16 protein-coding genes are annotated in these 16,979 nt (G+C 48.7%); 5 read left to right on the forward strand and 11 right to left on the reverse strand.

From position 1 onward, the window contains the following. Positions 1 to 13 precede the first annotated feature (13 nt). From DXD92_RS01730 to DXD92_RS01785, 11 genes are all read right to left on the reverse strand, one after another. Positions 14 to 1,351 carry a virulence-associated E family protein gene (locus tag DXD92_RS01730; protein ID WP_008394605.1) on the reverse strand — a complete coding sequence of 446 codons (1,338 nt, stop codon included), beginning with the start codon at positions 1,349 to 1,351 and terminating at the stop codon, positions 14 to 16. Then, entirely contained in the window at positions 1,320 to 1,964 is a 645-nt protein-coding gene (locus tag DXD92_RS01735) for a CHC2 zinc finger domain-containing protein (RefSeq protein WP_025544160.1), read from the reverse strand. The genes DXD92_RS01730 and DXD92_RS01735 overlap by 32 nt, the downstream gene beginning before the upstream one ends. A 66-nt stretch (positions 1,965 to 2,030) precedes the next feature. Next, complete coding sequence (mobQ, locus tag DXD92_RS01740; RefSeq protein WP_118639939.1) at positions 2,031 to 3,605, reverse strand: MobQ family relaxase; 1,575 nt, start codon at positions 3,603 to 3,605, stop codon at positions 2,031 to 2,033. Between the two features lie 318 nt (positions 3,606 to 3,923). Further along, positions 3,924 to 5,546, reverse strand: coding sequence for a recombinase family protein (locus DXD92_RS01750; RefSeq protein ID WP_032508026.1), 1,623 nt, complete (start codon positions 5,544 to 5,546; stop codon positions 3,924 to 3,926). 107 nt (positions 5,547 to 5,653) lie between these two features. Then, positions 5,654 to 5,839: a hypothetical protein gene (locus DXD92_RS01755; RefSeq protein WP_004849804.1), complete on the reverse strand. Its 186-nt coding sequence runs from the start codon at positions 5,837 to 5,839 to the stop codon at positions 5,654 to 5,656. Positions 5,840 to 6,109: 270 nt separating this feature from the next. Then, complete coding sequence (locus tag DXD92_RS01760) at positions 6,110 to 7,450, reverse strand: virulence-associated E family protein (protein ID WP_117994939.1); 1,341 nt, start codon at positions 7,448 to 7,450, stop codon at positions 6,110 to 6,112. Next, entirely contained in the window at positions 7,335 to 8,075 is a 741-nt protein-coding gene (locus DXD92_RS01765; RefSeq protein WP_044997810.1) for a CHC2 zinc finger domain-containing protein, read from the reverse strand. Before DXD92_RS01765 ends, DXD92_RS01760 begins: the two co-directional genes overlap by 116 nt. A gap of 47 nt (positions 8,076 to 8,122) precedes the next feature. Continuing rightward, the gene (gene mobQ, locus DXD92_RS01770) at positions 8,123 to 9,595 is read right to left on the reverse strand and encodes a MobQ family relaxase (RefSeq protein ID WP_072850453.1); all 1,473 of its coding nucleotides are present in this window, start codon (positions 9,593 to 9,595) and stop codon (positions 8,123 to 8,125) included. A 2-nt stretch (positions 9,596 to 9,597) separates the two neighbouring features. After that, positions 9,598 to 9,915 (reverse strand): DUF3847 domain-containing protein, encoded by a 318-nt coding sequence (locus DXD92_RS01775; protein WP_019162597.1) that lies wholly within the window; start codon positions 9,913 to 9,915, stop codon positions 9,598 to 9,600. A gap of 284 nt (positions 9,916 to 10,199) precedes the next feature. After that, a complete protein-coding gene (locus tag DXD92_RS01780; RefSeq protein ID WP_004614949.1) occupies positions 10,200 to 10,403 on the reverse strand; it encodes a hypothetical protein in 204 nt (67 codons plus the stop codon). A 145-nt stretch (positions 10,404 to 10,548) separates the two neighbouring features. After that, complete coding sequence (locus DXD92_RS01785) at positions 10,549 to 10,773, reverse strand: helix-turn-helix domain-containing protein (RefSeq protein ID WP_005362423.1); 225 nt, start codon at positions 10,771 to 10,773, stop codon at positions 10,549 to 10,551. Between the two features lie 302 nt (positions 10,774 to 11,075). Between DXD92_RS01785 and DXD92_RS01790 the strand changes: the two genes are divergently transcribed. The 5 genes from DXD92_RS01790 to DXD92_RS01810 all read left to right on the forward strand — a co-directional run bounded on the left by DXD92_RS01790 (position 11,076) and on the right by DXD92_RS01810 (position 16,954). Further along, positions 11,076 to 12,116 carry a DUF6076 domain-containing protein gene (locus DXD92_RS01790; RefSeq protein ID WP_024730559.1) on the forward strand — a complete coding sequence of 347 codons (1,041 nt, stop codon included), beginning with the start codon at positions 11,076 to 11,078 and terminating at the stop codon, positions 12,114 to 12,116. Positions 12,117 to 12,206: 90 nt separating this feature from the next. Further along, positions 12,207 to 12,878 (forward strand): response regulator transcription factor, encoded by a 672-nt coding sequence (locus DXD92_RS01795; protein ID WP_004850543.1) that lies wholly within the window; start codon positions 12,207 to 12,209, stop codon positions 12,876 to 12,878. Then, positions 12,866 to 13,975 carry a HAMP domain-containing sensor histidine kinase gene (locus DXD92_RS01800; RefSeq protein WP_308796015.1) on the forward strand — a complete coding sequence of 370 codons (1,110 nt, stop codon included), beginning with the start codon at positions 12,866 to 12,868 and terminating at the stop codon, positions 13,973 to 13,975. Before DXD92_RS01795 ends, DXD92_RS01800 begins: the two co-directional genes overlap by 13 nt. Before the next feature lie 61 nt (positions 13,976 to 14,036). Next, the gene (locus DXD92_RS01805) at positions 14,037 to 14,711 is read left to right on the forward strand and encodes an ABC transporter ATP-binding protein (RefSeq protein ID WP_004850548.1); all 675 of its coding nucleotides are present in this window, start codon (positions 14,037 to 14,039) and stop codon (positions 14,709 to 14,711) included. Then, complete coding sequence (locus tag DXD92_RS01810; protein ID WP_330427557.1) at positions 14,708 to 16,954, forward strand: ABC transporter permease; 2,247 nt, start codon at positions 14,708 to 14,710, stop codon at positions 16,952 to 16,954. Before DXD92_RS01805 ends, DXD92_RS01810 begins: the two co-directional genes overlap by 4 nt. Positions 16,955 to 16,979 lie beyond the last annotated feature (25 nt).

Below are 16,979 nucleotides of genomic sequence, written 5' to 3' on the forward strand. Positions count from 1 at the left end.
CGGGCTGTCATTTTCAGAATGGAAGCTCCATCTGCTCTGTGACCTCCACAAAACCGTCCATAGATTTTTCGGGCGGGTTGTCGGTGTCCGTTGCCGGGATTTCACGCTCCCAGCCCTTTTGTCTGCCGTATTCCGCAAACATCCTCGGATTGGAAAAGTAGTTCCACCCGGTAATGCACTGGTTCATTATCTCGTTGATTTCCCGGATTTCCCATTGCTTCGGCTCATCAAAGGTGTGGTTTAAGGCTTCCTTGTAGAGCTGCTTGGAGCAGACCGTTTCCCCGGTGTACTTATCAAGGTAAGCCTGTATCATCCCGGCTTTGGTGTCCTCCGGCATAAAATCCCGCTGGTGTTCTTTGAGATACCGCTGCATGGCTGGGCTGAATGACAGCTTGAACATGCCGCTTCGGTAAATCTCCATTGCTTCCGCCCACATCTGGCTGATATAGGCTCTGGAAGCGGCTTCGTCCTCCAAAATGTGAACCTCGGCTTGCTCCGGGTACACCATGACCGGGATAAATCGGCGGTTGCCGGAACGGTCAAGGGGGAGAAAGTCAAGGGCGTTGGAAGTGCCGCCGAACACGCATTGACGGGGGCGGTCTGCCGGGTGAGTTTCATAGGGAATTTTGTAAACCTCTTTCTGGCGGCTTAGAAAGGACTTGATTTCCTCAATGCTCTTGGCATTGGCGGTTGCCATCATTTCCGACATTTCAATTATCCAGTGACCTTGCAGCTTGCGGTACACGTTATCATCGTCCAGCTTCCGCAAATCATCGGAAAACCACTCGTCCCGGACTGCCAGCAGCCGGAAGAAGGTGGATTTGCCAGCCCCCTGACCGCCTACCAGACACAGCATGATTTCAAACTTGCTTCCGGGCTTAAATGCCCTTGTAATCGCCCCCAGCATGAACAGCTTCAAGGCTTCATAGGTGTAATCGTCCACATCAGCTCCCAGAAAGTGCCGCAGACAGAAGCGGATGCGCTCAGTCCCGTCCCATGCAAGGCTGTTCAGAAAATCCCGGATGGGGTGGTACTTATTCTCATTCGCCACAATCCCGATGGCGGTTTCAATCTTTTTCTCACTGGTAAGCCCGTAGGTTTCCTCCAGATAGAGAAGCAGATACTTCATGTCCGTATCGGTCAGGGCTGTGCTTTCTCTGTGAAAACCGATGGGCTTTATGATGTCCTTGCGGTCGGTCAGGATGTTGTAGGCGATTGCCCCGGCAAGCACAGGGTCACGCTGGAATACGGTCAGGCAGTTCCGTATGCTCTGGCGGACGCCGCCTTTCTCGGTGGTTTCCAGAGTTGCCTTTACTTCCTCAACGCTCTGGGGCGGCTGCATGGCGTTCATGGTGTTTTTTAGTTCTTGCTGCGTCTGCGGCTGCAAGCTCTGCCATTCGCTGTTCAAGCTGTATCACATCCTTTCCGTAGTCCATAATCAAAACCGCTTTTTCCTCTGTCTCCCCGAACAGCAGCACATCCAGCAGATATTCCACATGGGCTTGCTTCTGCAAGGCTTCCACGAACCGGGGATGAAACGCTTCCTCCGGGGAGTGCGGGGCATAGTCGGTTTTCCATACCCGTAAGAGGTGTAGATAATCGGCAAGGACACGGAAGCAATGTGCCTTTGCTTCCCGGAACTGTTCTTCCGGGGATTTCTGCCGGGGCTTGGGCTTCCTTGCCCTGCCCGGTGGCTTCCAGTCCTCATAGGCAAGCCCGAAGTCACTCGCCAACTGTGCGGCGGCTTCCTTTTTCCCCAGCCCGTACAGGGCAGCTACAAAATCAATCACATCCCCATCTGCACCACATCCGAAGCAGTGGAAACGCTTGTCCAGCTTCATGCTGGGGGTCTTATCGTTGTGGAACGGGCAGCAAGCCATCCCGTTTCTGTTTACCCGGATTCCGTAATGCTCCGCAGCCTGTCTTGTCGTAACGGACTGCTTCACAGCTTCAAATACATTCAAATCAATTCCTCCTTGTAAAAAAGAAAAGGCACTTATCATTCTCAATCTGAAAATGGCAAGTGCCTGTTAAAGTTCCATATCCTGTTGTTTGTGTTTCGTCTGCGCCGGGGCGTTTTTCTGTGCTTTCTTCTCGTCAGCCTTATCCTGCAAGACTTCTTTGAGGGGCTGCTTCTTGGGCGGCTCTTTGCTTTCCTCTGTGCCGGGTGTGGCTTTCCGTACCCAGTAGCGGATGTCCCGCAGCTTCTTCAAATCTTCCTGCACCTCGGTCAACGGTACTTTCAAGTCTGCGATTTCGCCCACAAGCTTCGCCTGTTCCTGCAAAAGCTCCTTTTTCGTGCTGTCCTTATCATCCGGGTGCTTGGCAAGGTAGGCACTGGCTTTCTCAAACCGGGCAACCTCCGGGTGTTCCAGCTTGAATTTTTCCTTAGTTTTCTTGAAAAATATCTTCTGGTATTTCTCATAAACGGGCTTACATTCCTTACAGTCCGTCCGGGCGGCAAGGATAGCGTCAATCACGTTGCTGCGGGTTTCCTTTGGCTTCATCTGCTTTCGGTAGTCGGCGGCAGATTTCCCGGACGTTTCTATAAAGTTTTCCAAATCCTCCACGGTGGAAAGTCCCTTTCTCTGAAGATAGGACAGGGCTTCGCTGACTGCCTTTAAGTCTTTGGAAGTTCCACGGTTTTGTCCCGCCCGTGTCCAGTCGCTCCGTTCTGCCTTTCGTACCTCCATGTACTTCATCAACAGATTGGGAAGAAATACCGCTTCCTCCGCAGCTTTTTCCGCAAGCAGTTCTTTTCGTTTTTCACTAAGCTCGATAATCCAGCCTTTGAGATTTTTAATAAGCTGCCGGATAGACTTCATCAGGCTGTTGGCGGCTTTGATTTCCCGGTTCAGATTTCCGATGTTGGTCTGAATCCCTCGCTTTTCCATCTGCCGGACAGCAGCACCCTCATGGACGGTAGGGATAATATCAAGCCCCTGTCTTTCATAAGAACGGAGATCCACCCGCTCCGGGCGGTTGTTGGCTTCCAGATAGCGGTTCTGGATGATCTCCCATTCATGCCGCCAGATTTCACAATACTTGCGGTCGTTCCAGTCAACCGTATCTTCCTTGTGACTTTTCCATCTGCCGGACGGAAGTTTTATCCGTTCCCCGTTCTCGTCAAGGTCATAAACCTTGCGGCTCTTGGGAAGCCATTTCCCATGTTCATCCATTGCCCGCATAGTCAGCATGACATGAGCGTGAGGGTTTCCGTCCCCTTTGTCATGGATGGCAAAATCCACGCACATTCCTTTGGAAACAAACTGCTGATTGCAGAAATCCCGGACAAGGGCGGCGTACTGGTCGGGCGGTATCTCTCTGGGGATGGTAAGCACCCACCGCCTTGCAAGCTGGGAATTCCATTGCTTCTCCACCGCTTCGGCGGCGTTCCATAAAGTATTGCGGTCTGCATACGACCGTGGGGCATTTGCCGGAAGCAAGATTTCATTGTGGACAATACCACGCTTTTCCGGGTAGTGCTTCACTTGCTGGTCGTATTCACAGAACAGCTTTTCGCCGCTTTGGTAAGCAGCGGCGGCAACCGCAGACTGTCGCTGGCTGCGCTGAACAATCGTGATTTCGTTGTGTGGGCAGGGCATTTCGTGTCCCTCCTTTCGGTAATTGGTGGATGGGGTGGCGTTTTACCACCTCATTTGGGGCAGAAAAAAAGCAGGAGACCTTTTCAGATTTCCTGCTCGGTGGTGCCGCCGGTGGGCGGCTGGTATTCAGTTTTGAAAGTTCGGGTCAGGGTGGCCCGATGATGAAATAAAATATCTGCATGAAGATTATTCAACTTCTTTTAGTAATTCTTCAACAGAAATACCGTAAAGTTTTGCAAGTGCAAAAAGATTTGATGTGGAAGGGTCGGATGTTCCCGTTTCCCTTAATTAAAGATATTGTTGGGTAAAAAAGAAAGGTCAGTCGATTTTGCCGATGAAGCGGTAGTAGATTTCTACTTCCTGCTCACGACTTCCGTCCTCGCCCTTGACAGCTTCGTGGACGGTTATTTTTTCAATTAGAGTGTTCAGAAGTTCGGCGGTCAGCTCCACAGGGTTGACATACTGTTTCATTAGGGCAATCCACTTTTCAGCATCCGCTGCGGTCTGTACGGCGGCTTCCATCGTTTCGTGAAGCTGTCTTATTTTTGTTTCAAGTTCCTTTTGCTCGTTCTGGTACTTCTCGGACAGCATATTGAAGTTATACTCGGTTATGCGTCCGGCAGACCAGTCCTCATACATTTTAGCAAACAGCCCGTCAACCTCGGCTTTACGCTTCTCTGCCTTTTTCAGCTCCGCAGCCTGCTTTTTCTTCGCAGAGTTTCTTTCCCTGTCGCTGGCATTGAGCAGCCGTTTCAGCAGCTTGTCCTCGTCTTTCTGTACCATCATAGACCAGTATTGCAGTCTTGCAAGCACATAGGCATACAGTACATCATAGCGGATATAGTGCATGGAACACTGGCGTAATCCCTGTCCGTACTTACTGCAATGGTAGTGTGCATAGGGATTTTTGTTCTGGCTGTTTACACCATAAGCCAATGACCATCCGCAGTCCGCACATTTTACCAGCCCGGAAAATATCTGCGTTGTGCCATTCTTCTGTCGTCTGCGTCTGCTTGCAATCAGCTCCTGAACTTTTTGGAACACTTCTTCGGAAATGATGGCTTCGTGGGTATTTTCCACACGATACCATTCTTCCTGCGGCTTCCGCACCTTTTTCTTGTTCTTGAATGAAATGTTGCTCTGCTTGTTGTGAACGCTGTGACCGATGTAGGTTTCCTCTTTCAAAATGCTCTTGACCTGTGCTATCGTCCACGCATAGGCTTTTTCTGCGGGCGCACCGGCGTAGATATTGGCGAAAGTCCCATATCTTTCATAGTTCAGCCAGCCGGGGGTAGGTACTTTTTCTTCCACCAGAATCCGTGTAATGCTGGCGGCACCCCTCCCGTGTACGGCAAGGTCAAAAATCTTCTCTACAATCCAGCGTGTTTCCGGGTCGATCAGAAGATGACCTTTTTTGTCCGGGTCTTTTACATAGCCCAGCGGTGCATAGGCTCCATAGTGTGCGCCATTGGCAAATCTTGTGTGCATGGCAGCCTTGACCTTTTTGCTGGTCTGTCGGGCGTGCATTTCATTCAGGATGTTTAAGAACGGGGCAAGCTCGCTTTCTCCGTTGATGGTGTCCACATTGTCATTGATGGCAATGTAGCGTACTCCCTTGCTGGGGAAATAGATTTCCGTGTACTGACCGGTCAGGATATAGTTTCTTCCCAGACGGGATAAATCCTTTGTGACAACGCAGTTGATTTTCCCGTCCTCGATGTCATCAATCATCCTTTGGAAACTTGGACGCTCGAAATTTGTCCCGCTCCATCCATCGTCAATGTACTCGTCTACAACGGTCAGCCCATGCTCTGCGGCATACTGCCTAAGCATCATGCGCTGGGTCTGGATACTGCCGCTTTCCCCCTGTAATTCATCGTCACGGCTCAATCTCAAATATAGTGCAGTGTTATAAATCGTTGTATTGTATGGTTGTTTCACGGTTAAAAATCCTCCTTCTAAAAGAAACAACCCACGCTTATACAATACTCGCTGGTACAAGTATATCATAAGCGTGGGCTGATTGACAGTCGTTATTCCGTATTTTTTCAGGAAGCGGCGGCAGCGTGCTGGATCACATCTTCCAGCAGACTGTCAAGCGGCTTCCCATCCTGTGCGAAATGCTCCGATACTTTGATACGGACTTTCCCCATGACAAAATACTGGGTGCCGTCTTTTTCGGTAAGCAGGGTGCCGCTGTTTTTGTTATTGCTCTCGTTTTTGCTTTTTGCCATAGGCAGTTACCTCCATAAATGAAATATGCCCGACAAGGGAATGTCAGGCAGGTGTACAGCCGCAGACTGTCTCCATGTCAACCAAACTGTGTCAACCGGCAGAAAAGACTTTGAAAACAATCCATAGGCGCTCTATGATTACTTTTTACTTTTTCTTTGATTTCTTGGTTGACATGGTTGACAAAGGAGAGAAATGCCCCAAATATCAGGCTTTTCCCCGTCAACCGGCTGTCAACCGAAGCGTTAACCAAACTGTCAACCGGTGGCTTTTCAGAATGGCAGTTCCATTTGCCGGGCTTCTTCTTCCGTGATTTCCTGAAAACCGTCCCCCTCCGGCGGGTCTTGGTTGACACGCTCCCAGCCTTTTTGAGAACCGTATTTCTTATACCGCTTCGGGCTTTTGTAGGCTGCCCAGCCCTGTATGATGCCGCCCGCAATGCCGGTATTCATAATCTCGCAGATTGCCCGTGTCTCCCAGTCTGCCGGGGAATTTAAGTTCCCCAGCGCTTCCTCATAAAGCTGCTTGGAACATACCCTGTCGCCGGTGTAGTCCTCCAAATAGGCGTAGATCATGCCAGCCTGTGTGTCCTCCTGCATGAAGTCCTGCTGATGGGCGTTCAGGTATCGGTTCATTTCCATGCTGAATGACAGCTTATACTTCCCACTGCGGTAAACCGTCATGGCTTCCGCCCACATCTGTTCGATATACGCCCTCGCCGCCGCTTCATCGTCCAGTATGTGAACCTCCGCCCGTTCCGGGTACACCGTCACGGGGAGAAAGCGCCGGTTGCCGGTGCGGTCACGGGGTAAAAAGTCCTGCCGGTTGGTCGTCCCTCCAAATACACATTGCCGCAGCCGGTCTGCCGGATGTGTCTCATACGGCACTTTGTAGGTTTCTTTCTGGCGGCTTAAGAATGACTTGATTTCCTCAATACTCTTGGCGTTGGCTGTGGCGATCATCTCCGACATCTCGATAATCCAATGCCCTTGAAGCTTGCGGTACACATTTTCATCGTCCAGCTTCTTCAAATCGTCTGAAAACCATTCGTCCCTGCCTGCCAGCAGCCGGAAAAAGGTAGATTTCCCGGCTCCCTGACCACCAACCAGACAGAGCATGACCTCAAACTTGCTCCCCGGTCTGAATACCCGCCGGATGGCTCCCATCAGGAACAGTTTCAAGGCTTCATAAGTGTATTCGTCCGTATCGGCTCCCAGAAAGTGATGCAGGGCATAACGGATGCGCTCTGTGCCGTCCCATTGCAGGTTGTTCAGGTAATCCCTGACCGGATGGTAGCGGTTTTCATTGGCAACAATCTTGATGGCGCTCTGCACCTTTTTCTCGCTGATAAGCCCGTAATTTTCTTCCAGATACAAAAGCAGGTAGTTCATGTCCATGTCGGTCAGCGTGGTACTGGTGCGCTCCCAGCCTAGCGGCTTCACAATGTCAATCTGCTCCGTCAAAAGGTTCAGACGCAGCGCCCCACGAAACAGCGGGTCACGCTGGAACACCGTCAGGCAGTTTCGGATGCTGTTCTTCACGCCGCCTTTCTGCGTCCCCTCTAATGTCTCCCGGATTTCTTCCGGTGTCTGCGCCGGTTCCATTGTGTCCATCGTCCTTTTGACCGCTTCCTGCGTTTCCGGCGGCAAGCTCTGAAATTCGCTGTTCAAGCCGCAGCACCTCCTTTCCCTGTGCGGCGATCAATGCCGCTTTTTCTTCTATTTCTCCGTATAACAAAATATCCAAAAGGTATTCTGTGTAGCTTATCCTCTGCAACGCTTCCACAAAAAGAGGATGCCAGATGGCATCCTGCGGCTGTGGGGCGTATGCTGTTTTCCAATGCTCCAGCAGGCGCTGATAATCGCATAGCACCCGGAAACAATACCGTTCCGTTTCCTGAAATCTCTGCTCCGCTGATTTTTGCCGGGGCTGTGACCTGTTGTGACGCTTCCTATCTGGCGGCGCATTGCCGGATTTCTCATAGGAAACGCCGAAGTCCTCCGCAAGCCTGACCGCAGCTTCCCGTTTCCCCAATCCATGCAGCAAAGCGGCAAAGTCGATCACATCCCCGGAAGCCCCGCAGCCGAAGCAGTAAAAGCGGCTGTCCACTTTCATGCTGGGCGTGCGGTCATTGTGGAATGGACAGCAGACCATGCCGTTTCTCCCCACCCGGATTCCATAGAATGAAGCAGCCTGCCGTGTGGTAACAGACTGTTTCACCGCTTCAAATACATTCAAATGCTCCCTCCGTAAAAATACCGGTAGCGGTAAAGCTGCCGGTTATATCATAGCTCCATCTCATGTTTCTTTCTCTGTACTTCCTGTGGCTGCTCCCTCCGGCGCAGTGCGGTATCTACGGCGTTCTGCACCTGCCGCAGCCGTATGACTTCCTCCCGGAGTGGCTTGTGCTGCGGAGACAGTTCGGCATACTCTGTTTTTAACTGTGCGTATTCCTGTTTCCATGCTTTCAGGGCAATGGGTTTTCCGTCCAGTTTTTCTTTCAGAATACGGCGGGCGGCATAAAACAGCCGTAACTCCGCATCGTGGGATGTTTCAAATTTCTCCCTCTGTTTCTTAAACTTGATATTGTTCAATTCCGTATGGACAGGTTTTAGCCGCTGGTAATTCTCGCCCTCCCGTATCAATTCCTGCAATTCCTTTATCCTGGCAGATTTCTTTTTCATGGAGCCGCTTAATGCTTCAAATTCTTCACTGACAGAGGAAAGACGCTCCTGCAAATCCTCTAATGTGAGCAGCTTGTTTTCCGTCAGATAATTGACGGCTTCGGCAAACTGCTTTAAGTTTCCGGTTCTGGCTTTATTGCTCCATGCCCCTGCGTTGCGCTGGTTGTAATAAGCGATCAGCAGGTCGGCAAGGTTCGGTGTCTGTGGTTTGGAAAGTTCTTCTTTTACCTCTGCCATCCAGACAAACAGGGCTTTGATCTTCTTCCTCACATCCTGCATGAGCCGGTTGGTGGCTTTAATCCAGCGGTTCAGTTCCCCTTTCTCGGTGCGGATGCCCTTTGCTTCCATCTGCCGGACATTAGCTCCCTCGTGGACAGTAGGTATCAGGTCAAGCCCCTGCCGCACATAGGAACGGTGGTCGATACGCACATCCAGTCCTTTTTCCTCAAATTTTGTATTAACGGCAGCCGCCCACTGCTCCCGCCAGTGTTCCAGTGTTTCCGGCTCGTGCCAGTCTGTTGTGTGGACAGCATTAAACATATAATCGCCATTTTTATCCCGGATTCGGTTTCCATCTTCATCAAGAAGATATTCCCGCCGCTGTTTTTGTCCCCATGTGCCATCCGGGTTCAAAGGGCGCATTGTTGTCATCACATGGAAATGCGGGTTTGGGATACCGCCGTCCTCTTTCTCCGGACTGTGAAAAGCAAGATCGGCAATCATGCCTTTTGCCACAAACTGCTCCTGCACGAACTTCCTCGCCAGCTCCATGTTTTCTTCCAGCGTCAATTCATTCTGCATGGCAATATCAAATGAATAGGCAAGCTGTGCTTTTGGATGTTTCTCGCAGTTCTCCACAGCATTCCAGAGGGTCGCCCGGTCAAGATATATTTCCGGCGCATGGGGCGGCAGCATGATTTCCGAAGCGATCACGCCGCCCTTTTTGGTGTAGTCGCTGACTTCTCCATAGTAGCTGCTGTAAAGACGCTCCCCGGCTCGGTAGGCTGCGCTGGCAATGGCGCTCTGACCGGCGCTGCGCTTTATCTGTGCGATTGAAAAATGATAAAGTGCTATCCTTAGTCACCGCCTTTCTCCTGCCCGGAAATACGGGCGTGGTTTTCTGCGGCAGACCGGATGAAAGGCTCCGCCTGCGGCAGATTCAAAATGCTTTCCATGAGGGAATAAAATTCCGTTTCGGTCAGCTCCTTTGTCTGTGGCACAATGCTCTCAACGGCTGCCCCACGGGTAATCAGCCGGTGCGTCCTCTGTTTCCGGGAACCGCTTTCCAGATACGCCTGCCGGTTTTTCAAACGCTGCATTTTCCGTTTTTCCCGTTCCAGCAGGACAGTGGTTTTTTCATATTCCTGCTTTAACTGTTCCAAAGATTTTTCCATGTTCTCACATCCTTTGCTTATAAGATAAAGAAAGACCATCCGCAGACAGTCTGTGTCAGTGCTTCTATAAAGCCCGATGAAAAGGGAAAACCACAGAGCGGATTTCTCTTTGCGGCGGGTACACAGGGGATAGCCGCTTTAGCGGCGCAAGGGGGTGTAGCCACCTTGTCGGAGCAAAGCGAACGCAGACCTCGGATTGCTGATTTTATCAGCGGCAGAGGTAAGCTCCGCAGGACGCACGATACATGGTCTTTAGACTATGTATAGAAGTGCGCCCTTAGTTCCTAAGGGATTTTGCCGTTTCCGGCAGTCTTGTCCTTTTTCTTGGAACGCTTGGAAAGATACTTCGGGCAGTCAACCACAACCGCCCGGAAGCTCTGTTTACATTCGTGCTGGCATTTCCGGCACAGTTCGTTGTAAGTGATACGGCTGCGGTCATTTAAGAAGAAAGACCATTCCAGCCGTCGCTTGTTGCTCATTCTTGCCATAACCGGCTCCTTTCTCCGTTTCTATCTGATGTACGCAGATAGGCTGTTTTGGTGTAGCGTCTCGGTATCATTTTTAAGGTTTTTCCCTCTGTATGCCCCTTTGGAAAGTGCGGCAGTATTGCAGTCAGGGAATGATACCTCACGCTTATTTGTCACTTCCCGGTACGGTTTCGGAGCCTTTTGCCATCCATTCAAAGAAAGCAATCTTGCTGACCTTGATAAGCCTGCCCCTGCGGAACGCCGGAAAGCCGGGGGTGTGTACCAGCTCATAGGCGCTCGCTCTTGAAATTCCCATAATCCGCTGGATGTCCGCCACATCCAGAACCAGCGGTAAATCCTCGTAGCTGTTCAATCTCTTTTTATCGTTCATTCTGTTCCTCCCATAAATCAAATAGGTTAAAATGCTTCCTGTTGCCGTTCTCCCCAAAATCCGTTTTCCTGCCCCATTCCTGCGGTGTTTCCCTGCATTGGTGCGCCGGATGCGTCACTTCTCCTGCCGGTCATATCCTTTTTGGACGGTCATTCACTTGTCAAAGTACTGTTTGGTACGAAATTACCAACTGCAATCATCATAGCGGACTATCCTTGACAAAACAATGCTTCTGCGATACCATGAGTGTAATGGATATAACTAAATTATATAATTACCATAAACAAAGGCAGGGGATAGGGATGGAGAATCAATTTATACGGCATGAGCCATGTTTTGAAAGGATTTTGTTTGTCCTGACGCTGGACAGGAAGAAAATGAAAGAACGGATTTTGATTGGGGAAGAACAGCAGATCCGCTTCCGTTTGAACGGGAGCCAAAACGCAGAGGTGCTTTGTGATATGACACGCCCACTGGGAACTTTTTTGATAAACTTTGAGCGTGACACGGACAGAGACTGGAACTTATACGGGCTTTCTCCGCTGCGGCAAGCCCTCCACTCCAACCGATGGGAACAGCCGGAGCTGGAGCAGGCGGCAAGCGAATTTCTTTGGGAGAAATATCTTAGCAACGACCCTCTGAAAATGTATGTGGCGTTCCGTATCTGGAACAGCTATCTGCTTGCCAGAGAACCCCGTGACCGTAACGCTGCCTGTGACCGCTTCATGGATAAAATGAGCAGCCTGACCGGTGTATTCCATAACGAAACCATGAGCTTTGACAGGGAGACAGGAAAACCGAAACATTTTCAAGCTGGCAGCCTTTATTTCAAAGGCGCACCGTCAGAAGATACCCGGCTTGACCTCTGGTTCCCGGACAACCGGCGCACAGAAGAATGTGTGTCTGCCTATGCGTCCCTCTACCCGTTGATTACCTATTATCTGAACAGGCTGAATGACTGGGGGCTTTGCTTCCGGCGGTGCAAGGTTTGTGGAAAATATTTTCTGGCAAAGAGCCAGCGGTATGAGCTGTGCAGCGACAATTGCCGAAAAGCACAGGCGCTTCAAAACAAGCGGGAATTTGACGAGAGGGCAAGAGAAAATAACTATGACCTGCTTTATAAAAATGAATGCCAGAACTGGCGCAATAAGATCAACAAAGCGAAGAGGACAGCGGGATTCCCGGCTGACCAGCTGGAAGAAATGCTGACTGCTTTTGAAGCGTTCAAGAAAGAAGCATTGAAGAGAAAAAAGGCTGTAAAAGAAAAGACAGCCAGCCCGAAAGAATTTACGGACTGGCTGTATCAGCAGAGTAATATTATAATAAATTTATCAGTCTATTGATTTTATACTTTCCTGACGGCAAAAGTTTGAGCGTTTTTTGAGATTTGGCTGTTACGATAAATATTATGAATTGCAAATGGAGATGATAGCATGAAACAAAGGCTTCTTATTGTTGATGATGAACCGGGAATTGTAGATATGATGGCGAGTTATTTTTCTTCTCAATATGAGGTGTTGACCGCTTATTGCGGAAATGAAGCACTTCAAAAATTAGCAAGACAGCCCGATTTAATCCTGCTCGACATCAATATGCCGGACATAGACGGATTGACCCTTTGTCAGAAAATTCGGGAGCTTATTACTTGCCCCATTCTTTTTTTGACGGCAAGGGTCGAATCTGCCGATAAAATCATCGGCTTTCAGGCAGGTGCCGACGATTATATCATTAAGCCTTTTGATTTGGACGAATTAGGGGCGAGAGTTGCCGCACATCTGAGGAGGGAGCAGCGACACAGGAATAAAGCGACAATTCGCTTCTTTGGTGAACTGACGATTGATTATTCAGCCCGAACCGTCACAGTGGCGGGTGAACCTGTTGCTTTATCAAAAAGGGAATTTGATATTGTGGAGCTGCTTTCGCTGAATGCCGGACAGGTATTTGACCGGGAGCGTATTTATGAAACAGTGTGGGGACTTGACGGCGAGGGTAACAGTGATACTGTCATGGAACATATCAGGAAAATCCGGGCGAAGCTGGCTGCTTGTACGCTTCACAGTTATATTGATACAGTTTGGGGGTGTGGTTATCGGTGGAACGTCTGAAAAATATGGAATTAAAGAAAACTTTTCTCGTCCTATCTGCTTCCTGTGTTTTGGTGGCTCTCCTGATGTTAGGCTTAGTCTTTATGATATGCAATTCAATCAGCAGCAACTTTCCCTCCGGTGGAATAGAAATTTTAGCAGACGGTTCAATCGTTAAAATGGAAACCCCCACAGAGACCCAGCAAAATATATTGTCCATGCTTGGAATCATTCAAATTGTGTCCTGCATTGTTCTCCCTATGGGCGGGCTGGCTCTATCCGGCATATTATATTATCATATCAAATTGAAACAGCCGATCTCCACGCTACGGAATGGGATTTCACGGATTCGGAACCATGACCTTGACTTTTCTATGCCTGTCCATTCTGATGATGAATTGGGGCAGCTCTGCACCGCCTTTGATACTATGCGCGAAGAACTTCTGAAATCAAATCAGGAACTGTGGCGGCAGGCAGAAGAACGGAAAAGGCTAAATGCCGCCTTTTCCCATGACTTGCGCAATCCGATCACGGTCTTAAAGGGAACTATAAAATTACTGCGGCAGGGAACAGCAGATGAACAAGCCATTGACAGATTGGAAAGCTATACATTACGGATTGAACAGTATGCAGAAGCTATGAGTAGCATCCAACGATTAGAACAAATGCCGGTGCGGATAAACGAGTATTCCTATTCACTGCTACATTCTGAATTAGAGGAAACAGCAAAAATTCTTGCAGGAGCATTAGAACCGTCTGTTTCCGCACCTGATAAGGGGACAATACAATTAGATCATGGATTGGTTTTAACCGTTGCTGAAAATCTAATTGGAAATGCGGCTCGGTTTGCAAAGAGTAAAATTGAAATTCATTTGGAACGGAAAGGAAACTTCTTGCATCTATCAGTTACAGACGATGGGCCAGGCTATCCTGTGGAGTTAATACAAAGCGGCCCGAAACCGTTTGGAAAAATGAAAGAAGACTCCGCACACTTTGGTATGGGGCTATACAGCAGCCAGATACTATGTCTGAAGCATGGAGGAACACTTACACTGGAAAACAGCAAAAGTTATGGCGCAACGGCTACTGCTTCTTTCCAAATAAATCAGAAACCTTGAGCGTTTTTTGAGATTTCTGTTTTACACTCTCCTTATATTATAAACAAGGAGAGTGTTTTTTATGAACATTGAAGCAAAGGAACTATCGAAAATCTACGGCAGCGGCGAGAGCCGTGTCGTTGCGTTGGATAAAGTCAACCTTGAAATTGCATCCAGCGATTTTATTTCTATTATGGGACCATCTGGCAGCGGCAAAAGTACCTTGCTCCACCTGCTGTCTGGACTGGACAAGCCGACTTCCGGCAGTCTGACATACGATGGAAAAGACATTTATCGTTTTAATGACAAAGAACTGTCCTCATTTCGCCGTCGGCGCATCGGATTTATCTTTCAGCAATTCAATCTTCTCCCTGTGCTGACCGCAAAAGAAAACATCATCATGCCCCTGCTTCTGGACAAAAAGCAGCCGGACGAAGTATATCTAAATCAGCTTACGGATTTGTTAGGTATTCGTGAACGGCTGACCCATTTGCCCCATGAACTTTCCGGCGGTCAGCAACAGCGTGTAGCGATTGCCCGCGCCCTGATCGCAAAGCCGGATATTATTTTTGCTGACGAACCGACTGGAAATCTGGACAGCAAGAGCGGCGGCGAGGTTATGGAAATGCTGCAAAGCATATGGAAAAAGATGGGGAAAACGCTTGTTATCATCACTCACGACAGCCGCATTGCAAGAATGGCAGACCGGCAATTTGTAATTGTGGACGGTGTTCTTTCGGAGGTGACAGCAAGATGAAATCTTATTTAGCTCTTGCATGGAAAGAACTGAAAGCACAGAAAATCACGGCAATCCTGATCTTGGTTGCAGTTATCATGTCCACGATTATGACGACAGTGATCGGTCAGTCTATTGGTATATTGCAATCCATGCGTATTCAGCAGGCGGCGGGTCTGAACGGAAACCGTTATGCAACCTTTCATCAGCTTGGCAAGGAACAAGCGCAAAAGCTGCATGAAGATGATCGCCTATATGATGTAGGCGATACGATCTTTATCGGCAGCACACCATTAGGCAACAGTAGTTTATCTTTATATCTTCGGGAATATCACGATAACGCATTATCTATGTACCCGGCAATCGGAAACGTAAAAGAGGGACGATTACCAGAGGAAGCGATTGAGATTGCCCTGTCGGAGGATGCGCTTCAATATCTTGGATTGGACGCTGTAATTGGCGATACCGTTTCTCTGGATTTGAGTGTTTCCGTTATGGATGGATCGCTGTCAGAGTTAGAATATTCTGCTGATTTTGTATTGACGGGCATTCTGGAAAGCAGCTATATCGGCTACGCATCTGGTACGGTTGAGGGGATTGTCGGTGAGGGAACCGCAGAAGAACTGTTGCCAGAAGAGTATCTGCTTTATTCCACAGATTTTAAGACTTATGACAAGCAAAATTTTCAAAGCATCATTTATGCTCTCGCAGAAGATTTGAACGTGGATGAACGGTATATCCAATATAACTGGGTTTTGCTTGACGCTATTGGTATTTCCTATGATGAAGCGGCAGACAGCGATACCGGTACGGGATTTTCATTTATGACTGCGGCGTGTATTTTGGTGGGTGTTCTGGTCTTGCTGGCGGCTGGGCTGGTAATCTACAACATTCTGAAAATCTCTATCACAAAACGCATCAAAGAATACGGAACACTTCGTGCGATTGGTGGAGAACGAGGGCAAATCTATCGTTTGGTTTCTTTGCAGCTTTTGATTCTCTGTGGAGCCGGTATTCCTATCGGATTGCTGCTCGGTATATTGTCGGCAAAAGGTGTATTGATTGCGGCTACGGGGCTTCTCAATCCCGATCTGTTCATGGCAAACAGCACTTCCGAATTGAACTCTGCAATCAACACCGCCAGTACGGTAAAACTACCGATGCTCTTTGCCAGTATCGCAGTCATACTTCTGTTTGCTCTGCTGGCTGCCTTTCCTGCTGCCCGGTACGCATCCCATGTATCTCCTACTGTTGCTATGTCGGGGCAGACTGTGAAAATCAAACGCAGGATAAAAAGGAACCGCAACATCCGTAATTTTGAAGCCTATTATGCAAGGCTCAACCTAAAACGAGGGCGTGGAAGAACAGCAGTTACCATTCTGTCTTTGGTTATGAGTATTACCGTATTTGTTGCCTTGCAGAGCTTTACAGGGCTGCTTGATGCCAGCAGTTCCGTTCAGGACATGTATTTCAGCGACTATGCAGTTACAAATGAAACCGTTGGCATCCCATCAGAAGCCGTAAAAACATTAGCGGAAAATGACGCAGTAGAAAGTGTTTCCACTACACGGCTTTCTGTATTTATGCCAGGTGCCGGTGATATACTGCCCTTTGAAACTGATCTTTCCGTACAGAGCCATGAAACCTTGCAGCTTGTAAATGTGGATGAAGCACAATTACAAATCTATGCTCCTAACTTGTCTGCTCAGGATAAACAGGCTTTGAAAGATGGAACAGGCTGCCTTGTAAAAAATCCCATTGCCTTTTCTTATGGAGATACAACTGTTCAGCAGACTGATCTTACCGTAGGTGATACCATTCAACTGGGAGACAGAACACTTCCTGTATTAGGATTGATCGATACAGCAATCACAATCAATAATGATGGCTTTACGAATGGTGTTCAACTCATCGTGAATGACGAAATATACTGTTCACTGCTCGGAAACGACAGTTATTCAGAAGTCTATCCTACATTACAGGATAACGCCGATACAGATACCTTTGAAAGCTGGTTGGATAGCTGGTGCAGCAATTATCCAGGAACACATTGGCTTTCCTATCTCCAAAGCAGCAATGAGATGATAGAAAGCTTTGAACAGATCAAAATGCTGTGCTGGGTGCTTATCATCTTTATCGGTATCATTGGCATCCTGAACATCATCAATACCGTTTACAGCAATATTCATACTCGTGTCGGTGAAATCGGGATGCAGCGGGCTATTGGAATGAGTGCCGCAAGCCTTTATAAAACATTTCTGTGAGAGGGCGCTTATTACGGTATCATTG

This window comes from Blautia sp. TM10-2 (genome assembly GCF_003480845.1).
In the GTDB taxonomy this organism is placed as follows: domain Bacteria; phylum Bacillota; class Clostridia; order Lachnospirales; family Lachnospiraceae; genus Fusicatenibacter; species Fusicatenibacter saccharivorans.